General features: G+C 68.9%; 17 protein-coding genes and 2 pseudogenes. 13 read left to right on the forward strand and 6 right to left on the reverse strand.

Translation table 11 applies throughout. From position 1 onward, the window contains the following. Nucleotides 1-128 precede the first annotated feature (128 nt). The 10 genes and pseudogenes from ACIPK3_RS23840 (at nt 129) to ACIPK3_RS23885 (ending at nt 12567) form a co-directional block, all read left to right on the forward strand. Nucleotides 129-665, forward strand: a pseudogene (locus ACIPK3_RS23840) (hypothetical protein). 83 nt (nt 666-748) lie between these two features. Further along, nucleotides 749-1315, forward strand: a complete 567-nt coding sequence (locus ACIPK3_RS23845; RefSeq protein WP_402572649.1) for a PadR family transcriptional regulator — start codon at nt 749-751, stop codon at nt 1313-1315. A gap of 91 nt (nt 1316-1406) precedes the next feature. Beyond that, nucleotides 1407-3128, forward strand: coding sequence for an acyl-CoA dehydrogenase family protein (locus tag ACIPK3_RS23850; protein WP_402572651.1), 1722 nt, complete (start codon nt 1407-1409; stop codon nt 3126-3128). A gap of 200 nt (nt 3129-3328) precedes the next feature. Continuing rightward, on the forward strand, nt 3329-3991 hold the full coding sequence (locus ACIPK3_RS23855) for a DUF4328 domain-containing protein (RefSeq protein ID WP_402572652.1): 663 nt from the start codon (nt 3329-3331) through the stop codon (nt 3989-3991). 124 nt (nt 3992-4115) lie between these two features. Next, nucleotides 4116-4640 (forward strand): MepB family protein, encoded by a 525-nt coding sequence (locus tag ACIPK3_RS23860; protein ID WP_402572653.1) that lies wholly within the window; start codon nt 4116-4118, stop codon nt 4638-4640. Nucleotides 4641-5017: 377 nt separating this feature from the next. Then, on the forward strand, nt 5018-6193 hold the full coding sequence (locus tag ACIPK3_RS23865; protein ID WP_402572655.1) for a GNAT family N-acetyltransferase: 1176 nt from the start codon (nt 5018-5020) through the stop codon (nt 6191-6193). Beyond that, nucleotides 6190-7359, forward strand: coding sequence for an acyl-protein synthase (locus ACIPK3_RS23870; RefSeq protein ID WP_402572657.1), 1170 nt, complete (start codon nt 6190-6192; stop codon nt 7357-7359). Before ACIPK3_RS23865 ends, ACIPK3_RS23870 begins: the two co-directional genes overlap by 4 nt. Next, a complete protein-coding gene (locus ACIPK3_RS23875; RefSeq protein ID WP_402572659.1) occupies nt 7356-9881 on the forward strand; it encodes an acyl-CoA reductase in 2526 nt (841 codons plus the stop codon). Before ACIPK3_RS23870 ends, ACIPK3_RS23875 begins: the two co-directional genes overlap by 4 nt. 90 nt (nt 9882-9971) lie before the next feature. Then, nucleotides 9972-11246, forward strand: coding sequence for a phenylacetate--CoA ligase family protein (locus tag ACIPK3_RS23880; protein WP_402572661.1), 1275 nt, complete (start codon nt 9972-9974; stop codon nt 11244-11246). A 551-nt stretch (nt 11247-11797) separates the two neighbouring features. Next, nucleotides 11798-12567 (forward strand): annotated as a pseudogene (locus ACIPK3_RS23885) (crotonase/enoyl-CoA hydratase family protein). A gap of 123 nt (nt 12568-12690) precedes the next feature. On the opposite strand, the gene ACIPK3_RS23890 reads toward ACIPK3_RS23885, so the two are convergent. Further along, complete coding sequence (locus ACIPK3_RS23890; protein WP_402572663.1) at nt 12691-14091, reverse strand: MFS transporter; 1401 nt, start codon at nt 14089-14091, stop codon at nt 12691-12693. A 110-nt stretch (nt 14092-14201) separates the two neighbouring features. Here ACIPK3_RS23890 and ACIPK3_RS23895 point away from each other — a divergent pair, with 110 nt between their 5' ends. Next, nucleotides 14202-14819 (forward strand): helix-turn-helix domain-containing protein, encoded by a 618-nt coding sequence (locus ACIPK3_RS23895; protein ID WP_402572664.1) that lies wholly within the window; start codon nt 14202-14204, stop codon nt 14817-14819. A gap of 27 nt (nt 14820-14846) precedes the next feature. Here ACIPK3_RS23895 and ACIPK3_RS23900 read toward each other — a convergent pair whose 3' ends face one another. From ACIPK3_RS23900 to ACIPK3_RS23910, 3 genes are all read right to left on the reverse strand, one after another. Beyond that, entirely contained in the window at nt 14847-15305 is a 459-nt protein-coding gene (locus tag ACIPK3_RS23900) for a GNAT family N-acetyltransferase (protein ID WP_402572666.1), read from the reverse strand. A 124-nt stretch (nt 15306-15429) separates the two neighbouring features. After that, nucleotides 15430-16140 carry a 2-phosphosulfolactate phosphatase gene (locus ACIPK3_RS23905; protein WP_402572668.1) on the reverse strand — a complete coding sequence of 237 codons (711 nt, stop codon included), beginning with the start codon at nt 16138-16140 and terminating at the stop codon, nt 15430-15432. Between the two features lie 97 nt (nt 16141-16237). Beyond that, nucleotides 16238-17443: a cytochrome P450 gene (locus ACIPK3_RS23910; protein WP_402572670.1), complete on the reverse strand. Its 1206-nt coding sequence runs from the start codon at nt 17441-17443 to the stop codon at nt 16238-16240. 304 nt (nt 17444-17747) lie between these two features. Here ACIPK3_RS23910 and ACIPK3_RS23915 point away from each other — a divergent pair, with 304 nt between their 5' ends. Then, complete coding sequence (locus ACIPK3_RS23915) at nt 17748-18614, forward strand: SAM-dependent methyltransferase (RefSeq protein ID WP_402572672.1); 867 nt, start codon at nt 17748-17750, stop codon at nt 18612-18614. 4 nt (nt 18615-18618) lie between these two features. Continuing rightward, nucleotides 18619-19680, forward strand: a complete 1062-nt coding sequence (locus ACIPK3_RS23920; protein ID WP_402572674.1) for a polyprenyl synthetase family protein — start codon at nt 18619-18621, stop codon at nt 19678-19680. Between the two features lie 123 nt (nt 19681-19803). On the opposite strand, the gene ACIPK3_RS23925 is transcribed toward ACIPK3_RS23920, so the two are convergent. Continuing rightward, nucleotides 19804-21204: a nucleotide pyrophosphatase/phosphodiesterase family protein gene (locus tag ACIPK3_RS23925; RefSeq protein WP_402572675.1), complete on the reverse strand. Its 1401-nt coding sequence runs from the start codon at nt 21202-21204 to the stop codon at nt 19804-19806. After that, nucleotides 21201-22367, reverse strand: a complete 1167-nt coding sequence (gene eboE / locus ACIPK3_RS23930; RefSeq protein ID WP_402572676.1) for a metabolite traffic protein EboE — start codon at nt 22365-22367, stop codon at nt 21201-21203. The genes ACIPK3_RS23925 and eboE overlap by 4 nt, the downstream gene beginning before the upstream one ends.

Raw genomic sequence — 22367 nt, forward strand, 5'->3', positions numbered from 1 at the left:
GAGACCTTGGCAGCGCTGAATACATCCGTTAGAAGTCCCTTCTCCTCATTCGTCGGACCTCTGGTTCAGTGCCGGTCTACTGTGCGGGCACGCCGCGCTGCCCACCGCGGTCGTCCGAGGAGGAACCAGTGCCATCGCCCTGTCACCCCCAGTACGCGGCCGCCGGCGACGTAGGTGCTGCGCTGATGATGATCGACTCCCGGCTCAAGACCGTCTATGGCGGCAAGACGGCGATCGACCCCGAGCAGCAGGCCCTGATCGACCAGTACACGGCGTCACTGGGTCCCAAGGGGGCCGACGATCTGCTGGACGGCGCCTGCACGCTCATCTACCTGTTCATGAAGTGGCTGCGGCTGGCCTATGAGGACCACGACAAGGACGTCATCGCATGCGTGGTGCCCGACCTCGTGGCGTCGATGCGCAGGATGCCGAAGAGTGTCCGACCCGAGACCATTCCCACGATGGCGGGCCTGATCATCGCCGCGGGTACCGGCCTGAGCCCCAACCTGTGGCGCAAGTAGTACGGGTACTGGACCAGGGAGGAGATGAATCCGCTCGAAGCCACCGTCTTCCTGCTCGCGGAACACATCAACCGCCTCACCGACGACACCAACTTCGCCACCCGCCTCATCGCCGACGCCCTCACCAAGGCGGACGGGGACTGAGGCGGGCGCCTCCCGGGTGAGCCTCGTCTCACCCGTGCAGCACCGCTTGTCTATGCAACGAGTTGCATAGAAGGATCGAGGGCATGGCGCTCGATCACGCGATCCTCGTCTCCCTGCTGGAGCAGCCGGGCTCAGGCTACGAACTGGCCCGGCGGTTCGACCGGTCCATCGGCCACTTCTGGACCGCGACGCACCAGCAGATCTACCGCGTGCTCAAGCGCATGGAGAGCGACGGATGGATCGACGCCCGTGAAGTTCCGCAGCAGGGCAGGCCGGACAAGAAGGAGTACTCCGTCACCGGCCCCGGCCGCACCGTCCTCTCCCAGTGGCTGCACGAGCCCATCGAACCGGAGAGCGTGCGGCACGACCTGGCCGTGAAGATCCGGGGCGCCGCCTTCGACGATCCCGCCGCGTTGATCCGCGAGATCGAGCGGCACCGGCAGGTGCACAGCGACCGGCTGGACCACTATCTCGCCGGAGAGCGCCGCGATTTCACGGGACCCGACGCGCCCGACGTACCCGACGCCGGTCAGGAACTCCAGCATGCAGTGCTGCGCGGCGGCATCGCCTACGAGCGAATGACGATCGCCTGGCTCGACGACGTACTCGGCACGATTCGCCGCCTCGGCCCCGGGCGCCCGCCCGGTTGAACCGACCCCGCCGTCACCACCGCCACTGCCCCCGGCCCGAGGGCCGGGCACCGGCACCCTTCGATCCCCGACTTTTCGGAAGGTGGACCTCATGTCCGATTCCCTGCTGTTCAACCCCCGCACCTACGACCCCGCGCACTTCGACCCGGAGACCCGCCGGCTGCTGCGTGCCACGGTCGACTGGTTCGAGGACCGGGGCAAGCGCAGGCTGATCGAGGACTACCGCGACCGTGCCTGGCTGGCCGACTTCCTCGCGTTCGCCGCCAAGGAAGGGCTGTTCTCGACCTTCCTCACCCCGGCCTCCGATGCCGCCGGCCACTCGGACAGGCGCTGGGACACCGCCCGGATCGCCGCCCTGAACGAGATCTTCGGCTTCTACGGCCTCGACTACTGGTACGCCTGGCAGGTGACCATCCTCGGACTCGGCCCCGTCTGGCAGAGCGACAACACTGCCGCCCGCAGGCGCGCGGCCGAACTCCTCTCCCAGGGCGAGGTGTTCGCCTTCGGCCTGTCCGAGAAGGCCCACGGCGCCGACATCTACTCCACCGACATGCTGCTGGAGCCCGACGGCGACGGCGGCTTCCGCGCCACCGGATCGAAGTACTACATAGGCAACGGCAACGCCGCCGGACTCGTCTCCGTCTTCGGTCGCCGTACCGATGTCGAGGGGCCCGACGGTTACGTCTTCTTCGCCGCCGACAGCCGCCACCCCGCCTACCACGTGGTGAAGAACGTCGTCGACTCCTCGAAGTTCGTCAGTGAGTTCCGCCTCGAGGACTACCCCGTCTCCCCGGACGACGTGCTCCACACCGGCCGCGCCGCCTTCGACGCCGCCCTCAACACCGTCAACGTGGGCAAGTTCAACCTCTGCACCGCCTCGATCGGCATCTGCGAGCACGCGATGTACGAGGCTGTCACCCACGCGCAGAACCGCATCCTGTACGGCCGCCCCGTCACCGCGTTCCCGCACGTCCGCCGCGAGCTGACCGACGCGTACGTCCGTCTCGTCGGCATGAAGCTGTTCAGCGACCGCGCCGTCGACTACTTCCGCTCCGCCGGCCCCGACGACCGGCGCTACCTCCTCTTCAACCCGATGACGAAGATGAAGGTGACCACCGAGGGCGAGAAGGTCATCGACCTGATGTGGGACGTCATCGCCGCCAAGGGCTTCGAGAAGGACACGTACTTCGCGCAGGCCTCCACCGAGATCCGCGGGCTGCCCAAGCTGGAGGGCACGGTCCACGTCAACCTCGCGCTGATCCTCAAGTTCATGCGCAACCACCTGCTCAGCCCGGTCGACTACCCGGCCGTACCCACCCGCCTCGACGCCGCCGACGACACGTTCCTCTTCCAGCAGGGTCCGGCCCGTGGGCTGGGCTCCATCCGCTTCCACGACTGGCGCGCCGCCTACGAGGCGTTCGCCCACGTGCCCAACATCCGCCGCTTCCGCGAACAGGCCGACGCCCTCTGCGAGTTCGTCACCACCGCGGCTCCGGACGACGAGCAGAGCCGTGACCTCGACCTCCTTCTCGCCGTCGGCCAGTTGTTCGCTCTCGTCGTCCACGGCCAGCTCATCCTGGAGCAGGCCGAGCTGACGGGCCTCGACACGGACGTGCTGGACGAGCTCTTCGCCGTCCTCGTACGTGACTTCTCCGCCCACGCCGTCGAACTGCACGGCAAGGACTCCGCCAACGAGGCACAGCAGACCTGGGCGCTGTCCGCGGTACGCCGACCGGTCATCGACGAGGACCGCTCGGCACGGGTCTGGGAGCGCGTGGAGGCCCTCTCCGGTGCCTACGAGATGACTCCGTAAATCCCTCTATTACGTCGCAGAGTATCGGTGACTACTGCTGCGAAGCGATAAAAGAGAAGAGCGGGTCGACATTTTCCCGAGTCGGCTGTTTCGGAAACGAAAACACGGCACGGAAAACATCGGCCCGCTTTCCCGCCGCTGACGCATCACTCGCGCGGCACGGCCTGGATTCGATCAGGTTCGTAGGACAAGATGCACGAGTGAACGACCGTATAGTTGATGAACGCACAGCCAGGCTGCGGATCGCCGCCCACTGCGCCGTGGCCACCCTCCTGCTCGCCGGTGCCGCATGGACGGTGCGCGCGGTGTGGGAGATCCGACTGGCCATGGCGGGGGAGCCGGCCTCCGGGCCGCCGGACCAGGGCGAGGGCCAACACCGCCCGCTGACTTCGTTGGAGGACTCGTACCACTTCGTCACGACGGTGGGCGGGTTCGCCGTACTGCTCTGCGCGGTCATGTTCCTCTCGTGGCTCCTGCGGGTCCGGGACAACGCGCGGGCCCTGTCGGGACAGCCGCCGCGCTACACCGGTCTGTGGGTGTACATCGGCTGGTGGCTGCCCATCGCGAATCTGTGGGTGCCCCGCGGGATCGTCGCGGACGCCTACCGGACGAGCACCGGCGGTACCCGGGTACCGCCGGCACTCAACGTGTGGTGGGGCCTGTGGCTTCTGGGCCTGCCGAGCGGTGTCGGTGTGGTGTACGCCGACGCCAAGGACAAGATCATCGAACGGGCCTACACCGAGGTGTGGCCGCTGCTGGTGTCCGACGCGGCGATGGTGGGCGCGGCCGTGGCCGCCGTGTTCGTCGTGCGCGCCGTAACGGCGGCCGCCTCGAGCGCACAAGCCGGTGTGACGCCGGGCTGAGCGGCTCCGTCCGGGTGACCGGGCAGGTGTGGTCCAGAGGCCGCCGCCCCGTGGCGCGGTGGCGGCCGGACAGCCCTCCCGTCGACGTGCCAGTGCGTGGCGGGCGTGATGGCAGGATGTACGCATGGCGACGAATCAGCCGTGGGCAGGGCTGCACGGTGACCTGCTGGCGGCCAGGACACTGGTGTACGACGCGATTGGTTCTTCCTGCTCACAGCCCGTCCCCGAACCGGAGAGCGCGGAGTACGCAGCTCACGGTTTCATGCTCGACGGCCTGTCGGTCAGATTCCGCGTGGCCAAGACCACCCCGACGAAGGTCGGCCAGTTCGTCACCGTGTGGCAGCGATCCGCACAAGGCCCGATCCGGCCTTTCGACGCCGATGACGGCGTTGACCTCTTCGTCATCAGCAGCCGTGACGACAGCCATTTCGGACACTTCGTGTTCCCCCGAGAGGTGCTGTGCGAGCGGGACGTCGTGTCCAGGAACGGCTCCGGCGGAAAGCGGGGCTTCCGCGTCTATCCACCGTGGGTGACCCCAACCAGCCGCCAGGCAAGCGGCACCCAGGCATGGCAGGTGGACCACTTTCTTTCCCTCGGGCCTGACGAGCCCCTCGACGGCGCGCGCGCCCGCGCTCTGTACCACCCTTAGCCGCCCGGCACGCCGACTGATTTCCGCCAATGCCCGATCAGGCCCCCTGGTCGACCGTGAAGCGCCTTTGGGTATTCGCAGATCTTTTTCTTTCGAGTTTCTTACCTTCACCATCCCGTCGGCGACCGATGTGATCCTTGTCGCACCTATGGTGCGCCTTGCTAAGAAAGGCACTGACGTGTCATCAATCGCCATTTCTTAGGGATAGGGTGAATCACGTCGGTCCGCTCAACATGCGGACGCGACTCCTTCGTTCGTTTCCCGGCTCGGCCCTCATCCATCCGCCGAGCCGCGCTGTGGCCTGCCGTACAGGGCATCACGAGGGATGACAACACGCGCCCGGGCCGAACCCCGGGCGTCCGAAGCTTCAAGGAGAGATGTTGGCTGCGGTTTTCCAAGTCGCCGGCCTCGACGACAGGGAAGAACTGTTACTGCTCTACCGGACGGTCTACGGGAGTGGATACGCACTGCCGCTCGGCACCGACCGCGAGGTGATGGCCAAGGAGATCACTTCACCCAACACCTGCTGGCTCGTGGCCAGAGAGAGCGGAAGCGGACGCCTGGTCGCCTCGATAGTCGGCAACTTCGCGCCCGAGGAGAGAATCGGCAAACTCCAGGGACTGGTGATCCACCCCGACGCCCGGCGCGGCGGACTGGCCCGGCAGGCGGTACGCGAACTCAGCGACCGGCTGCTGAACGGCGACCAGCCGGTGGATTCCGTCTACGCCACGGCCCGCACCAACTCCACCGCGCCGCAGCGCATCTGTCTGCAGAGCGGGTTCCGGGCGCTGGGCATCTTCCCCAACCTGCGCAAGGCCGAGCGCCACGAGACGATGGTGCTGCTCGGCCGCCACCGCCCCGGAGTCCTGGAACGGCGGCTGCCCGTCGACCGGGTCCCCGCCGGACTCGGCGGTCTCGTGAGCGCCCTGCACCAGGCCGTCGGCTCACCGGACCAGCCGCTGCCCGCGGTCGACGACCAGAGGACGCCGAGCGACGACCGCACGGCCGATGCCAGAGCCGGCGGCGGCGGCGCCGACCGGATCCTTGAACTGGTGGGCGCCCCCGCGTTCGTCCGGCGCCGCTTCACCGAGGTGTTGCCGGATCCGGCCGACCGCTTCTACCCCTTCCACGCCCCGAACACGCTGGTGGCCGCCGCAGACGGCGCCTTCGAGGTCTTCGCACAGGTCAATCGCACCGACGGCTACTGCGCGTTGATCGGGACGACGCCGGGTCTCGCCGCACTCGGCGAGGACCTCGACGCGATGATCGACCGGCTCACCGGCCACGGCGCCCTGCACATCGAGACGCTGCTGCCGCTGGACCGCCACGCCGATCTGCAACTCCTGCTGAGCCACGGCTTCCTGCCTGCCGCGGCGTATCCGGCGATGCGCCGCGAGGGCGACGGCTGGCGCGACTACGTGGTGATGGCACGCACCATGAAGCCGCTCGACTTCCGAGGCCTCGCGATCGACGCCGCGTTCAGGCCCTTCACCGAGCAGTACATCGAGCTGTGGAAACAGCGATACCTCAACACACACGGGGTTTTTCAGTGAACCAGTACCTCGAACCGGTCGCGGTTCCCGACCCAGCCGCGCTCGCGCACGTCCAGCAACTGTGCGACGTCGCCGAACCCTACGCAGTGGGCCCGGAGTTGGACGCCCTCTTCACCGAGGCGATGAACGAGTCCAATGCCTGGCACGCGGCCAGGTCCCCCTTCTTCGCGGGCCTCTGGCAGTCGAGCCCCACCGCGGGCAAGCCACTCGACTCGATCGACGAACTGCGCCGACTGCCCTTCGTACACGCCAACTTCTTCAAGGCGCACGAAGTCGTCTCGATCCCCGAGCAGGACGTCGCCCTGCACGTCACCTCCTCCGGCACCACCGGCCAGAAGTCGCAGATGTTCTTCGACCACTGGACGCTGCGCAACGGCCAGCGCATGGTCGCCCGGGTCTTCGACTCCTACGGCTGGCTGGACGAGGAGCCGGTCAACTACCTGCTGTCCAACTACCAGCCCAGGCCGGGACTCAACCTCGGCACCTCCTTCACCGACGAGTACCTGTGCCACTTCACACCGGTACGGTCGGTCGAGTACGCCCTCAAACACACCGGCAGCGGCCATGAGTTCGACCCCTTCGGCTGTGTGCGCACGCTGCTGCGCTACGCCGAGGAGGGCGCCCCGGTCCGGATCCTCGGCTTCCCCGCCTTCCTCTCCTTCACCCTGGACCGCATGCGGGACCTCGGGATACCACCTGTACAGCTGAACCCGCGCTCGTTGGTGGTCTTCGGGGGTGGCTGGAAGGGCCACGCCGACAAGGAGGTCGCCAAGCCGGAGCTGTACCGGCGCATCCACGAGCAACTGGGCATCCCTGACGAGCGCATCCGCGACGGATACGGTGCCGTCGAACACTCGGTGCTGTACATGGAGTGCCGCAACCACCGCCTCCATGTGCCCACCTGGTCCCGGATGCTGGTCCGCGACGTGCGCACCCTGGAGCCGCTTCCGTTCGGCGAGCGCGGCTACGCCCAGTTCGTCTCGCCGTACATCACCTCGGTGCCGGCCCAGTCGGTGCTGATGGGCGACCTGGTCTCGCAGCACTCCCCGCAGGAGTGCGGCTGCGGGCTGCCCACCCCCTGGTTCGCCGTGCACGGCCGGGCCGGGGTCAGCCGCAACCGCAGCTGCGCCGTCGCCGCCGCCGAGATGCTCAAGGGGACCTCATGACGACCGATCAGCACTACTGGCAGGGCACCTGGCTGGACGACGTCGAGGCGGACGGCCGCCTGGACCGGCTCGGCGAGGCCGTCCGCTCCGCTCTCGCGACTCCCATGAGCCCGCTGGTCGTTCTGGCCGCCTGCGACCGGCTCGCCACGGCGCTCGCCGACCCGGACAGCCCCGCCTCGCTCCGGCTGGCCGCCGAACTCGACGCCGCGGGCGTCCCGCCCGAGGAGGCGGCCCGCACGCTGCGCGACCTCGCCGAGGCACTGGGCCGCGAGCCGCTGGAGACCAAGCTCATGCGTGAACTCGGCGGCATCGATCCGGGCCGGCTGGCCCGCTTCGACTTCCGCCGGGAGATCTTCGAAGGCTGGCTGCCCGTCGGCCTGCTCGTCCACGTCGCCCCCGGCAACGCCCCGGCCGCCGGCGCCATGAGCGCCGTCGAGGGACTGCTCGCGGGCAACGTCAACGCCGTCAAGACCAGCGGGGGTTCACGCTTCACCCAACTGCTGCTCGCGGAACTCGCGGACCTGGACCCGAGCGGGCTGATCGCCGCCCGGACGATCGTCCTGGGCTTCCCCTCCAGCCGCGTCGACTGGCTGCGCCGTATGTGCGCGCAGGCCGACGCGGTTGCGGCCTGGGGCGGCGAGGAGGCGATCGCCGGCGTCGCGGCGCTGGTGCCGCCCGGCTGCCGGCTGGTCGACTGGGGCCCGAAGCTGTCCTTCGCCTATCTGACCGAGGACGCCTGGTCCTCGCCCGAGGCACTGCGCGGTATCGCCGACGACATCTGCCGGCTCGACCAGCAGGCGTGCTCCAGCCCCCAGGTGGTCTACCTCGACACGGAGGAGACCGAGGAGGTCTTCGCCTTCGCCGAGCGCTTCTCGACCGTACTGGACGCGACCGTCGCCGAACTCGCGCCCCAGCCGCCGTCGTTGCTGGAGGCCGCGGAGATCACCAACACGGTGCTCGTCGCACGGCACGAAGAACACCTCGGGCTGACCCGGGTGCACGAGGACCCGGCCGGCGCGTGGCGGGTCCTGGCCGACACCCGCTCCGCGCTACGCGCCTCGCCCCTGCACCGCACCGTGTGGGTCAAGCCGCTGCCCCGCACGCGGATCAGCGACGTGCTGCGGCCGATGCGCAGCTACCTCCAGACAGTCGCGGTCGGCGCCGAACGGTCCGACACCGCGCTGCTGGCGGGCGCGGTGCTCGGTGCCGGCGCACAGCGGGTCACCGTACCCGGCCGGATGCTCGACAGCTACGACGGCGAACCGCACGACGGCGTCTACGCGTTGCAGCGCTACAGCCGCCGGGTGGACGTGCAGCTGGACGAGCGCTTCAGCGGCGACGCCTGCCTCGACGACCTGGTCGGCGCCCGTGAACTCGCTCCGCCCGCCGTCGAGGTGGTGTCCAAGGGCGACTTCGAGCTGCTCCAGGACGACCTCGGCCGGGCCGAGGTGTTCTTCCGCAGCGGCGGCAGCACGGGCGCACCCAAACTGTCCGCGTTCGCCTGGGACGACTACCACGAGCACATGCGATCCGGCGCCGAGGGCCTGCTCGCCGCGGGCTTCGACCCCAAGACCGACCGGACGATGAACCTCTTCTTCGGCGGCCAGCTCTACGGCGGCTTCCTCAGCTTCTTCTCGGTGCTGGAGAACCTCCGGGCGGTCCAGTTCCCCATGGCCGCGCAGGACGACCACGCCCTCGTCGCCCGCTCGATCGTCGACCACCGCGTGGACACGCTCTTCGGCATGCCCAACTACCTGCTGCGGCTGTTCACCGAAGGAGCGGCGGAGCTGCGAACCTACCGGGGGGTGCGCAAGCTGTTCTTCGGCGGCGAGCACTTCCCACAGGCCCAACAGGACTGGCTCCGCGAGGAGTTCGGCGTGGAGCTGATACGTTCCGCGGCCTACGGCAGCGTGGACGCCGGACCGCTCGGCTACCAGTGCGCGCACGCTCCCGCCCGGGTCCACCACCTGTTCAGCGGACTGCAGACACTGGAGATCCTGGCGATCGCGGAGGACCGCCCGGCACAGGCGGGGGAGACCGGCCGCCTGGTGTTCACCGCACACACTCGGCGCGGGCAGCGCCTGGACCGCTACGAGATCGGCGACCTGGGCCGCTGGGTGCCCGGCGACTGCCCGTGCGGACGGCGCACGCCCCGGTTCGAGCTGCTGGGAAGGTTCGGGGACGTCTTCCGCAGCGGCAGCTACTTCTTCAACGTGCGCCGCTTCGCCGCCGTGGCGGAAGAGACCTTCGGCCACCGGGGCGCCCTTCAGATCGTGCTCGACGCCGACACCTCGGGCGAGTCGCTGACGGTACGCCTGGAGACCACCACGGAGACGGACGGGCCGACCGCCGACGCGGCCGCGCAGGGCTTCCTCGACGGCTACCCCGAACTCGCGGACGCGGTACGGGAGCACCTGGTGCGGCTGCGGGTGGAACGGCTCCGGGCCGACGCGTTCGACCGCACCGCGGCCAGCGGCAAGCTGCCCGCCGTCGTCGACCGCCGGATCCGTACCACCGGCTGACCCTGCCCCGCCGCCGGGCCGGACGGTGAATGCCACCCGGCCCGGCGGCCCCGGCGGATCATCGCGCCGCCACCACCACGAAGGACCCCCATGAACCACCAGACAGCGGAGCTGCTCGCGTACGTCCGCGAGCACTCGCCCTTCTACCGCGAGCTGTACGCGCACCTGCCGACGAAGACCCCCGACCTGGCCGCACTGCCGCTGGTCGACCACACAGCCTTCTGGGCGGCTCACGGCGAGGCACGCAGTCGCGTACTGACCGGCCCGCACGAGGACGGCATCGTCTTCAAGACCGGCGGCACGACTGGAGCACCGCGTATCTCCCAGTACACCCGGGACGAGTGGCGAGCGATGTGCCGCCGGTTCGGCGAGGGCCTGCCGGCGGCGGGACTGCTCCCCGGCGACCGGGTCGCCAACCTCTTCTACGCCGGAGAGCTGTACTCCAGCTTCGTCTTCACCCTCAACCTCCTCCAGGAGTCGGAAGTCCCCACCGTCCAGCTCCCGATCGGCGGCGCCGCCGCGCCGGACTACACCGTCGCCGCACTGCGCGACCTGTCCGCGACGGTGCTGGCCGCACCGCCGACCTCGCTGTGCAGACTGGCCCGCGAGGTCCTCGCCACCGAGGGCACCCTCCCCGGCATCCGGCTCGTGCTCTTCAGCGGCGAGGCATTCTACGGCGACCAACTCGCGCTGCTCGCACGCGCCTTCCCGGCCGCCCGCGTGCAGTCCATCGGCTACGCCAGCGTGGACGCGGGCATCCTCGCCGGGCCGGTCGCTGGGGAGTCGGACAGCCGTGTCCACCAGGTCTTCACCGCCGACAGGATCGTGGAGCTCCTCGACCCCGAGACGGGCGAACCCATCGAGGAGACCGGCCGCCCGGGTCTGGTCGTCGCCACCGACCTCACCCGCCGCCTGATGCCGATCGTTCGCTACCCGGTGGGCGACCTCGCCGAATGGGTCGACTTCCCCGCCCGCCGATTCCGGCTGCTGGGCCGCTCGGCGGAGGGCGCACGCGTCGGTCCGGTCACCGTCTACCTGGAGGACCTGCGCAGCGTCGTCGCCCAGGCGGACGACGGGCGCCGGATCGGCGACCTCCAGGTGGTACTGCGGCACCGCGACGAGCGCGACGAACTGGTGCTGAGGCTCGCACAGGCCGTCACCGCCTCCGAGGCGTCCCAGGACGACCGGGACCGGCTCGGCGAGCGCATCGCCGGCCGGCTGGACGAGCTGCGGCCGATGTTCGCCGACCACGTACGGCGCGGCCTCGTCCACCCGCTCGCCGTCGAATGGGCGGACGCCGACGGCCTGACCGTCAACCCCCGCACCGGCAAACTCGTGCGCCTCGTCGACGAGCGCATGGACTGACCCGAGCATCCCGGTCGCCTCCTCGGTCCGTTGGAAACCCATCAACGGCAGGCCACATACCCGCGTGTCGGAAACCGCCGGGGGCGGCCGGGTGGTTCGGGAGGACTCCGGGGCGCCGCTCTCCCGCGGCCGGGTGCGCTGGGCGCGCTGGTGTCCGTCCGGTTGCGGCCGGGTGCGCCGGGAGGGCTGGTGTGCTGCCGTATCCCCTGGTGGGGGCCTTGGTGGGGGCCTTCGTTGGGTGGGGTGTCGCATCGACCCGCCCCGAGCCGGAGAAACCGTTCACGGACCCCGAGCGCCTCGATCTGGGGCGGACGCCCAACGAGCACCTCGCGTTCGGGTACGGGCCGCACTTCTGCATCGGCGCGGCCCTCGCCCGTCGAAGGCGCGGTCGCCTTCCCCCTGCTGCTGGAACGTCTGGGGCCGGTGCAACTGGCGAAGCCGGTCGGGGAGTTGTCCTGGCGTCCGGCCCGCGTCATGCGCGGCCTGGCAGCCCTGCCCCTGATCCGCCGATAGCCCCGCCCCCCACCAGTACCTCGCACGCGAAGGAGATGATGAGCAGCCATTCCACGGATCCGGTGGTGCTGACTTCACGGCGCGACGGCGTCCTGGTCATCACCCTCAACCGGCCCCACGTCCGCAACGCGGTCGACCGGACCCTCGCCGACGCCGTCGATGCCGCACTCATGTCGCTGGAGGACGATCCGGGTCTCGAGGTCGGCGTCCTGACCGGAACCGGCGGCCACTTCTGCTCCGGCATGGACCTCAGAGCCTTCCCCACCGAAGGAGTACCCCGGGTCGCCGACCGGGGCCCGGCCGGCCTGACCCGTGCCCACCGGTCCAAGCCCCTGATCGCCGCCGTCGAAGGAGCCGCGGTCGCCGGCGGATTCGACTCGCCCTGGCCTGCGACCTCATCACCGCCGCCGACACCGCCTTCTTCGCCCTGCCCGAAGTCGCCCGCGGGCTGGTCGCCTCCGAAGGCGGAGCCATCCGCCTGCCCGGCCGCCTCCCGCACCATCTGGCCATGGAGATGCTCCTGACCGTCTCCCCGCTCCAGGCCGCCGACGCCGCCCGCCACGGACTGGTCGACCAGCTCACCGGCGATGGCAAGGCCCTCGACGCCGCGCTCACCCTCGCCGCCCGCATCCGAGCCAACTCCCCGCACGCGGTCCGGGCCACCCGACAGGTCGTCGAAGCCACCCGGGGCCTCGACGACCCCACTGCCTTCACCGTCCAGGACCCGATCACCGCCCCCGTCCTCGGCACAGCCACCGAGGGCGCCCGGGCCTTCTGCGAAAAGCGCACCCCCGACTGGACGGCCTGACCCGGTCCGTCCCGGGCCCCGCACGGCGTCCCGACCGGAACCGTCGGGACGCCAGACCCTGCACCTACGGCGGCACCACCGCACAGGTGCCGCGAGACGTGACCACTCCATCGAGCGGCCGTCTCACTTCTTCGACTCCGCAGCACGGGCCACGAGAACCAGCAGGAGTCCGCAGCAGGCAACCAGGATCCAGCCGGGCCGGGAAGCGTGTGCGAGCCCGGCCGGAGTGGAGTTCGCTGCCAGACCGCCGGCGAGGGCGATGCCGATCGCCGAACCGACCTGACGGGCGGTCGATGTGATCGCTCCGGCGACACCGGCCCGGGCGGCGGGCAACCCGCTGACCGCGGTGTTGGTGATCGGCGCGTTGGCGAAGCCCACGCCGACACCTATGAGCAGGTAGGCGAGCAGGAGCAGAGAGATGTCCGTGTGGCCGTCCAGCCCGACCAGGCAGAGCGCTCCGGCCATGGTGCTGCCGCCGGCCAGGGCCAACGGGAGGCGAGGTCCCACGCGGCCGACAAGACGACCGGACAAGGGGGCGCAAACGGTGGCGCCGACAGCCATGGGCAAGGTCGCCACTCCGGCGGCGAGCGGCGTGAACCCCCTGTTGTGTTGCAGATAGAAGGTGTTGAGGAGCAGCGTCACGTTCAGCGCGACGAAGACCGCCACGGCTCCCAGGACCGCTCCGCTGAACAACGGGCTGCGGAAGAGATGCAGATCGATGAGCGGCTCGTGCCTGCGACCCTCGACCCATACGAACCCGACCGTCGCCACTACAGCGACCGCGTAGGCGGCCAGCGCTGCCGGGGATGTCCAGCCGACGTGCGGCCCCTCGATGAGGACACCGACCCAGACTCCGATGACGACGGTCAGCAGAGCCTGCCCCGGAATGTCGAGGCGTCGCGCTCTCGGCCCACGGGACTCGGGCACGAACACCGGGGTGAGCACCAGCGCGGCCGCGACGACGGGAGCGTTGATCCAGAACAGCGCTCGCCAGCCCAGCCCCGCGACGAGGGCCCCGCCCGTGATCGGGCCGACGGCCATGCTCAGCCCGAAGACCGACGCCCAGATTCCGATCGCCTGCGCCCGCTCCCTGGGATCGGGCATCGCGTTCACCACGATCGCGAGGGCCACCGGACTGAGCATCGAGGCGCCCAGGCCCTGAGCGGCACGCGCCGCGACCAGCGCGCCCACCGAAGGAGCCATGGCGCAGACCAGCGAAGCCGTGCCGAACACCATCAACCCGGACTGGAACACCCGACGACGCCCGAAGCGGTCCGCCAGCGCACCGGAGGAGATCAGCCATCCGGCCAGGGCGATGGTGTACGCGTCCACCGTCCATTCAAGGCTGCGCGTCCCGACGTCCAAGCCCCGCCCGATGGCCGGAAGGCCCACGTTGACGATGGTGGTGTCGAGCCCCACCAGGAACATGCTCAGGCAACAGACGGCCAGTACGGTCCAGCGCCTGCCTGCGCTCAGGACGGGTGGAGCAAGGTGAGTCGTAGTCGTAGGAGTAGCCGCGGTCACGGTCTGCCTCTCGGGTCGAGGAGTCTCTGCCCACTCAGGTTCGAGCAGGGCGGAAACCGCTGACCAGCCATTTTGCGAGGATCGCAAAGAACGGAGGGCACACTGAGCCCGTGGACACGGAACTGGAACAGATAATCGACGGCGTGGGACCGCGGCTGCGCACGCTGCGCCGGGACCGCGGACTCACGCTGGAGGCGGTGGCAGCCGTGACCGGGATCTCCGTGAGCACGCTGTCGCGTCTCGAGTCGGGCATACGGCGCCCGACCCTGGACCTGCTCATCCCACTCGCCCGGGTCCACCGCGTCTCACTGGACCAGCTGGTGGCCGCACCGGCCACCGGCGACCCCCGCGTGCATCTGACACCCATGCGCAGAGGCGACGGGAGCGTCCTTGTGCCACTGACCCAGTACCCGGGCCGGGTGCAGGTGTTCAAGCAGGTACTCGCTCCGCGCGAGCCGAAGCTGGTGACCCACGAGGGCTACGAATGGCTCTACGTCCTCGCGGGCGAACTACGCCTCATCCTCGGTGAACGCCAGTGCACGCTCCACCCCGGAGAAATGGTCGAGTTCGACACGAGCCAACCGCACTGGTTCGGCCCGGCGAACACGACAGCCGTGGAGGTCCTGCACCTTTTCGGCCCACGAGGCGACCGAGCCGTCGCCCGCACGACACCCTTGACCACCCACCACGCGCCGGAGACAGCCACGCTTGAACGGCCGGCCACCTGACCCCATGGGCCGGCCCGCTCGTCGACTTCAGTCGAGCGGGCGCTCGTAGACGAGGAAGCCTTCGTGCCGGGCCACCTGGTCGTATAGCGCGCGTGCCGCCGTATTGCCGGTGTGTGTCTGCCAGTAGAGCTTCTCCGCTCCGGCCTCCCGAGCCGCCGCGGCCGTCGCCTCGATGAGCGCCCTGCCCGCACCTCTGCCACGGGCGGCGGGCACGGTGAACAGGTCCTCCAGATAGCAGTAGGTGCCGGAGGCCCAGGTCGACCTGTGCAGGACGTAGTGGCAGATGCCGACCAGCTCTGAGTCGTCCCACGCCCCCAACGCCGCCATCGGCTCGCCAGGGTCACCGAAGCGCGCCCATGTCAGGTCGGAAACCGCGTCCGGAAGCGTGTGTTCGTAGAACTCCAGATACGCCTGCCACAGCGGTTCCCACGCTGCCCGGTCGCCGGATGCCAGGGGACGTACGTCAAGGCTGGTGTTCTGCGGCACGGTTCCTCACAGTTACGACGTCAGTGACCGCCCACAGGATGCCACGACAGACCGTGCCGTTTCGCTGCCCGAGCGAGAGGGCGCAGCCCTCGTCGAGCGTGGCGGGGCCAGTGGGACCGGCAGATCAGCCGGCGCCGGCCAATCCGCCGGGCACCGTGACGGGACGCAGCACAGTCAGAGAGTCTTCCTGGCGAGCGACCATGGCGTAGGAGAAGGTGTCGACCTCCAGACAGAGGTCGACATCGTCGGGATGAACACCCGGATATCCACGTCGCACCCCGTCGGCAAGGTCGGCGGCTGCCCGGGAGGTCCGCGCACGGTGGAGATACGGAGCCACCCCGACATCGTCTCCGACGAGACGCCGCTCGATGTATTCGGCGCAGGCCAGGTCTTCGGCGGCCCGACCCGCGTCGCCGGTCACGACGAACGTCACCGGCCCGGAACCACCCTCCGTCTTGAGAAACCGCGCCGTCGCGCCGGCCACCACGAAACTCGCGCACAGGACAAGGGGAGTGCTCGCGACGGCCAGCGCGCCGACGGTACCGGCTGTCGTCTTCTGCACCACCGTGCGACCGGTCAGATCGAGCGACCTGATCAGACCGGGTGCATTCACCGTGTCGAAGCCCGCCGCCGGGGCACCGTCCTTCAGAGCCAGCCAACCCCGGCGACTCTCCTTCAAGGCCAGTGCCTCACCGTCGGACGAGGCCAGCACGATCCTCTCGGCACCGCGCGAGAACGCCCAGGCAGTCACGGTGAAAGCCCGCATCACGTCGACGACGACCGCAACGCGCGGAACGTCGGTCAGTTCCGGAATACCGACGAAACGATGATCCATCTCGTCATTCTCACCGAGGCCCGTTCCGCTCACGCCTCGTGGGCAAGGCGCCGTCAGTCGGACATCGTTGGAGGAGCCGCCCACCGTGGCGGTGACGTCACCAGCTCACAGGAAGCTTCACCGGGCTTCGCATCAGGGCGCCCCACTTGATGTCGTCCGGGTCGACGTCCAACCGCAGTGTGGGGAGCCTGCGTGCCAGGGACGAGAACGCGGCCTCGATCTCGAGGTGCGAGAGGTGGGATCCGAGACAGAAGTGCGAGCCCCGCCCGAAAGCCAGATGACGCTCGGTCGAATCCTCTTCGTCACGTGACAGTCGACAGCTGAGAGGAGTGGAGAACACGCGTGCATCGTGGTTGGCCGCTTCGATCGAGGCGAGAACCGCTTCCCCTTTTCGAATCGTCCCGGACGGCAGGGCGACGTCCTCCGTAGCCACACGCAGGCTCGACAGCGCCACCGAATGGCAACGGAGCAGCTCCTCGACAGCGGACGACAGCCCGCTGGTGCCACTGAAGAAGCGGTACAGGTCCGGATCCGACAGCACGGTGACGGCCGCTCGCGTGAGGATGCCCGCAGGAGTGTGGCCCGCGATGATCATCATGAGGACCAGGTCGCACACCTCGGAGTCGGACAAGTCGGCGCTCTCGTCCCGGATTCTGATCAGTTCACTGATCAGACCATCACTCGGAGCCTTCTCCACTGTCCGCACGATCTCGGTGACAAGCTCCGTGTAGGTGGCAGACTGCTCCCTGGCACGCTCCATCGTGGCCTTACCGGTGGCGATGGAGCACAGGACGCCGGCTCCGTCGCGGAGCTGCGCACAGGTCTCCGGTGGGATCCCGAGAAGTTCAGCCATGACCGTGCTTGTCAGCGGGTTGGCGAATTGGCCGACGAAGTCGATCGGCGGCCCTTGGGCGACGAAGTCGGTGATGAGATCGTCGACGATTCGGTAGACCCTCGGTCGCCAGTGCTCGACCTGCACGCGCGAATACGCCTTGGTGACGAAGCTGCGCAACCGTTGATGGCGTTTGCCGTCCAGATTGATGAGAAGGCCGAGGTTGGATGCCATGAAGTCGAACCCCGGAAGAAAGCGCGGAGCGGCGCTGTCGTTCAGTTCCCTCGAGAAGCGGCTGTCCGACAGGACTTGCGCGACATCCGAGTAACGTACCGCGAGGCGGGCGACCTCCCCGCTCGGCATGCGGACCCACCCGAGTGGATCGTCCTGCTGGCGTTGTTCGAGCACGGCCGGCGGGCCACCTCGCGGTCCCGCGGGGAAGGGGCAGGCGGCAAACTCTTCGGTGTCCATCGTGTCTCCCAGATGCTCCGCCTTTTGGTCCTCTGATTTCCAGGATGACCAAACCCCGAGCTCATGTACTGTCCGTCGGCCCATCCGGCGGACTTTTTCAGCTCGTCGGAGCATCGCAGGCAGCGGTGGCTCCCCGGCGACCGATCGGGCACCGACGGGACGACCGGGCACACCTTCACCCGTACGGAGAGCAATGAGGTGCGTCAGGGGAAGCGAGGCTGTCCCATGCGTAGGGGGCGGGTATGCCCGAGGTCTCCGGGCGCCCTGCTGCTCGGCGCTTGCCCACAGGCCAGCCTTTCAGGAGATGATCACGATGAGTGTGCCAGGAAAGACTCTGGTACGGAACCACTTCGAGGCCAAGGCATTCACCTACTACGACACCAAACGTGATGACACTCTGAACCTGCATCTGGGTCATCTCGACGGTCTCTATCATCATCATTTCGCCGTAGGTGATTTCGACCGGTCCGTCCTGAAGCTGAGCGGCAGTGAGCAGCAGAGGGCGATCAGTCGTGAGATTCATCGACTCGAGACCAGGCAGGTGGACTCGGTGGTGAGCGCCCTACCGCAATTGGGGGCGCAATCCCGAATCCTGGACGCCGGTTCGGGGCGGGGAGGAACGGCCTTTCTCCTGCATCACGTGCTGGGCTGCCAGGTGGACGGTGTGAACTTCTCCGCCTACCAGAATCATTTCGCGCGTACTCAGGCGCTTCAGCGAGGCGTGGCGGAATCGGTGAGATTCCATGACCTCAACATGACGGACACTCACTTTCCGGCTGAATCCTACGATGCCGTCGTCACCAACGAGACGACGATGTACGTAGAGCTCGAAGAGGCTTTCTCCGAATTCGCCCGGGTCCTCAAGCCAGGTGGTCCGTACGTGCTCCTCACCTGGTGCGTCAACGACGAGGTCACGCAAGAGCAGCCGGTGGAGACGACGATCGACGCCCACTACCACTGCCGTACGCACAGCCGACGCGGATACCTGGGTTCTCTGCTCGACGCCGGCTTCGTTCCGTACCAGGTTGACGATCTCACCCAAGCAGCCATCCCTTACTGGGAACTGCGTTCCCACTCCGAGTTGACCACGGGCATCGAACAGACCTACCTCGACGGCTACCGGAACGGCCGCATCAGCTACATCCGTATCGTCTCCCGCAAGGAGAGCTGATCCGATGCCGACCACGCAGCCGGCGGTTCCCGCCGTCGTCCAGCGAGCCCGCGCCTTCGTCCGCCCGGCTCTCGCCCAGGCAGTCGCGCGCTTCCCCTCCGGCCTGGAGCGTGTCGCCGGGTACTACTTCGGCTGGTGGGACGCCGACGGCAGTCCTGTCGCCGGTCGTGGCAGCCGGTCCCTTCAGGCGTGCATGGCCATGCTCGCGGCCGAGGCCGTCGGCGCCGACGCCGAGCTGGCGTTGCCCGGCGCGGTGGCTGTGGAGTTGATCCACAACTTCTCTCTGCTGCACGACGACATCATCGACGGCGACGACATCCGTCGCGGTCGGCCGACGGCCTGGGTCGTGTACGGCACCGGCTCGTCGCTGCTGTCCGGTGACGCGCTGTGGGCCGCGGCCGTCGACGGTCTGCTGGCCGTCGACGGTCCGGCGGGGCCTGTGGCAGCCAGAGAACTCAACAATGCCCTCACATGCATGATCCACGCCGCCGCCCGGGAATCCGACTTCGACAGCGGCCCGGTAGCCGCTCTCTCGATCGACGACTACCTGTACGTCTGTGAGGGCAAAGGAGGCGCGCTCCTGGGTTCCGCGGCTGTGATCGGCACCGTCCTGGCGGGAGCTCCCGCCGCTCAGGCGGAGGTGCTGAGGGAAGCAGCCCACAAGGTGGGCAGGGCCTGGCAGGCCACGAACGACCTGGAGAACATCTGGGGCGACACGGCCCTGGTCGGCAAGCCCGGATTCCAGGACCTCCGAAGCCGCAAGCGCACTCTCCCCGTCATCGCGGCCCTCCAGAGCGGGCATCCCGCCGCCGACGAACTGGCCTGCCTCCTCAAGGGCGACCTGGACGACAACGCCCTGGACCGGGCGGCCCATCTCATCGACGCCGCTGGTGGGCGCGCCTACACCCGGGAGGTGGCCCGTACACATCTCGCACAGGCGATGAACCTGCTGGACACCCTTGCGCTGCCACCCGCCGTCCACGAAGACCTGATCGATCTCCTTGACTTCGCCGTCACCCGTCGCCCACGGACCCGCAGACCCCTGACGAAGTCCGCCAGGGCCTAGCGGGAGCCGCGGCCAAATCGGCTCCCCGAGGCTTGTCCCGCGGCCGTGATCACATCAGCCACGACGCGATCACGGCATCGCGCCGGCCGGGGCATCACCCTCAAACACCGGGAGAGACAGCCCTTAGGTGGCGAGACCAGCGAGACGGAGAAGGAGCGGCTTCACTTCGGTGGCCGCGAGGTGGTCGCCGAATGCGTCGGGGAGCGAGCAGATGATGAGTGGGCCCTCGTCGTCACTGAGGGGGAGACGGCCGTGGCTGCCGCGGACGGGTGACGGGTCCAGCGGCACGACCGCCATGCGGTAGCGCAGGCCGAGTTTCTTTCGGGCCAGTGCCGTTGCCGCCTTCACCTTCACATGGGGGTCGAGGGGGTCCATGAAGAGTTCGGCCGGGTCGTAGCCGGGTTTGCGGTGGATGTCGACGAGTGGTGCGAAGTCGGGGGCGTGGGCGTCGTCGAGCCAGTAGTAGTACGTGAACCAGGCGTTGGGCTCGGCGACGGCCACGAGTTCGCCGGAGCGGGGGTGGTCGAGACCGTTCTTCTTCTTGCCGTCGTCGTCGAGGAGTCGCTCGATGCCGGGCAGACCGTCCAGTGCCGCTCTGGTGGCTGCCAGGTCCTCGGGGCGCCGCACGTAGACATGGGCGATCTGGTGGTCGGCGACCGCGAAGGCACGGGATGCCATGGGGTCGAGGTACTCCATGCCGTCCTGGATGTGCACCTCGAGGAGCCCGGCGCGTCTCAGGGCGCGGTTGATGTCAACGGGGTGGTCCACGTGTGTGATGCCGTACTCGGAGAGCGCGACGACGGTACGGCCCTCGGCCTTCGCGTCGTCGAGCAGAGGCGCCATGGCGCTGTCCAGGTCGGCGGCGGCCTTCAGCGAGCGTGGGTCGTCGGGGCCGAAGCGCTGCAGGTCGTAGTCGAGGTGGGGGAGATAGCAGAGGGTGAGATCGGGGCGTCGGGTGCGGTTGATGTGGCGGGTGGCCTCGATGATCCACCGGCTGGAGGCCAGGCCGGCGCCGGGACCCCAGTACTGGAAGAGGGGGAAGGTGCCGAATCTCTCGGTGAGTTCGTCGTGAAGGTCCGCGGGACGGGTGTAGCAGTCCGGCTCTTTGCGGCCGTCGGCGTAGTAGACGGGCCGAGGGGTGACGGTGATGTCGGTGTCCGCGCCCATGGCATACCACCAGCAGATGTTGGCGACGGTGTAGCCGGGGTGCGCCCGCCGGGCGGCGTCCCACACCTTGTCGCCGCCGACCAGGCCGTTGTGCTGTCGCCACAGGAGGACGTCACCGAGCTCGCGGAAATACCAGCCGTTGCCCACGACGCCGTGTTCGGAGGGCGGGAGGCCGGTCAGGAAGGTGGACTGGGCGGAGCAGGTGACGGCGGGCAGCACCGTGCCGAGTGGCGTGTGCGAACCGGACCGTGCGAGCGCGTCGAGGTTGGGCATGTGGCCGAGTAGGCGGGGGGTGAGGCCGACGACGTCGAGCAGGAGGAGCGGGGTGGGTTGGGCGCTGGTCCGCTGCGTGGTCACGGAAGCTCCTTCAGACCGAGGTCGGTCAACAGGTCGTGGGCGAGGGTGAGTTCGGCGGCGATGCCGTCGACGAGCTGGGTCGGCGTGCCGGGCCGCAGGTCCGGCGGAAGGGCCTGCCAGGTATAGGTCTCGACCTCCAGGTGGCGGGTGAGCGGATGTGCACCGCCGACGAGCCGGGCCAGGGCGGCCTTCAGTACGGGGAGCGTCGAAGTCAGGGGCAGGGTGGGGGGCGCGTGCAGGGGAATGTGGAAGTGGGCGCGCCAGCTGGAGCCGGCAGGCAGCGCGGCACCGTCGAGGGCTTCACCGAGGTCGTCGGTGCCCCGCACACCGGTCACGGTGGTGGTGCGGGTCTGATGCAGAAAGCGCGGCTCGTCGAAGGCGGCGAGCCGATCACGGACCTCAGGCAGGTGCGGGTGCTCGGCGTGCAGCGCCGCCGACAGTTGGGACTTGACGATGGGGATGCCCGCTCGGTCGAGTGCGTCGATGGCGTTGTGCGGCTCTTCGAACGAGGTGGCGAGGTGGCAGGTGTCGACACAGATGCCGATGCGGTCGTGGGCGATCGCGTTCAACGGTGCGATGGCGTCTCCGGTGGTCTCGATGACGCAGCCCGGCTCCGGCTCCAGGCCGAGACGAATGGAACGGCCCGTTCGGTCGGCGAGGGTGTCGAGGGTGTCGCCCAGCGCACGCAGGGCGACATGGGCCGACCTCGCGCTGTGACGGTCGGCGGTGTGCCAGGCGAGCGGCAGGGTCGAGATGCTGCCCTCGGTCACGTCGTCGGGGAGGAGCCGCGTGAGGACGAGGGCCAGGGCGGCGGTGTACTCGAGACGTTCGGGATCCGCCCAGTCCGGCTTGTAGACGCGGTACTTGACTTGTTCGTCGCCGAACCCCTCGTATGGAAAGCCGTTGAGGCTGACGACTTCAAGACCACGGCGGTCGAGTTCGGTGCGCAGGCCGCGCAGGGCGGAGGGTGTGTCCGCGAGGACGTGAGCGGCGTCGCCGGCCAGCCACAGGCCGATGCCGAGACGGTCGCGGCCGAGACGGTGACGCACGGGTTCGCAGTAGTCGCGAAGCTGCGCGAGGATGCCGTCGAGGGTCTCGGCCGGGTGGACGTTGGTGCAGTACGCGAGGTGGATGGTGGAACCGTCGGGATGGCGGAAGCGCAT

Source organism: Streptomyces sp. NPDC086787 (assembly GCF_044745865.1).
Taxonomy (GTDB): domain Bacteria; phylum Actinomycetota; class Actinomycetes; order Streptomycetales; family Streptomycetaceae; genus Streptomyces.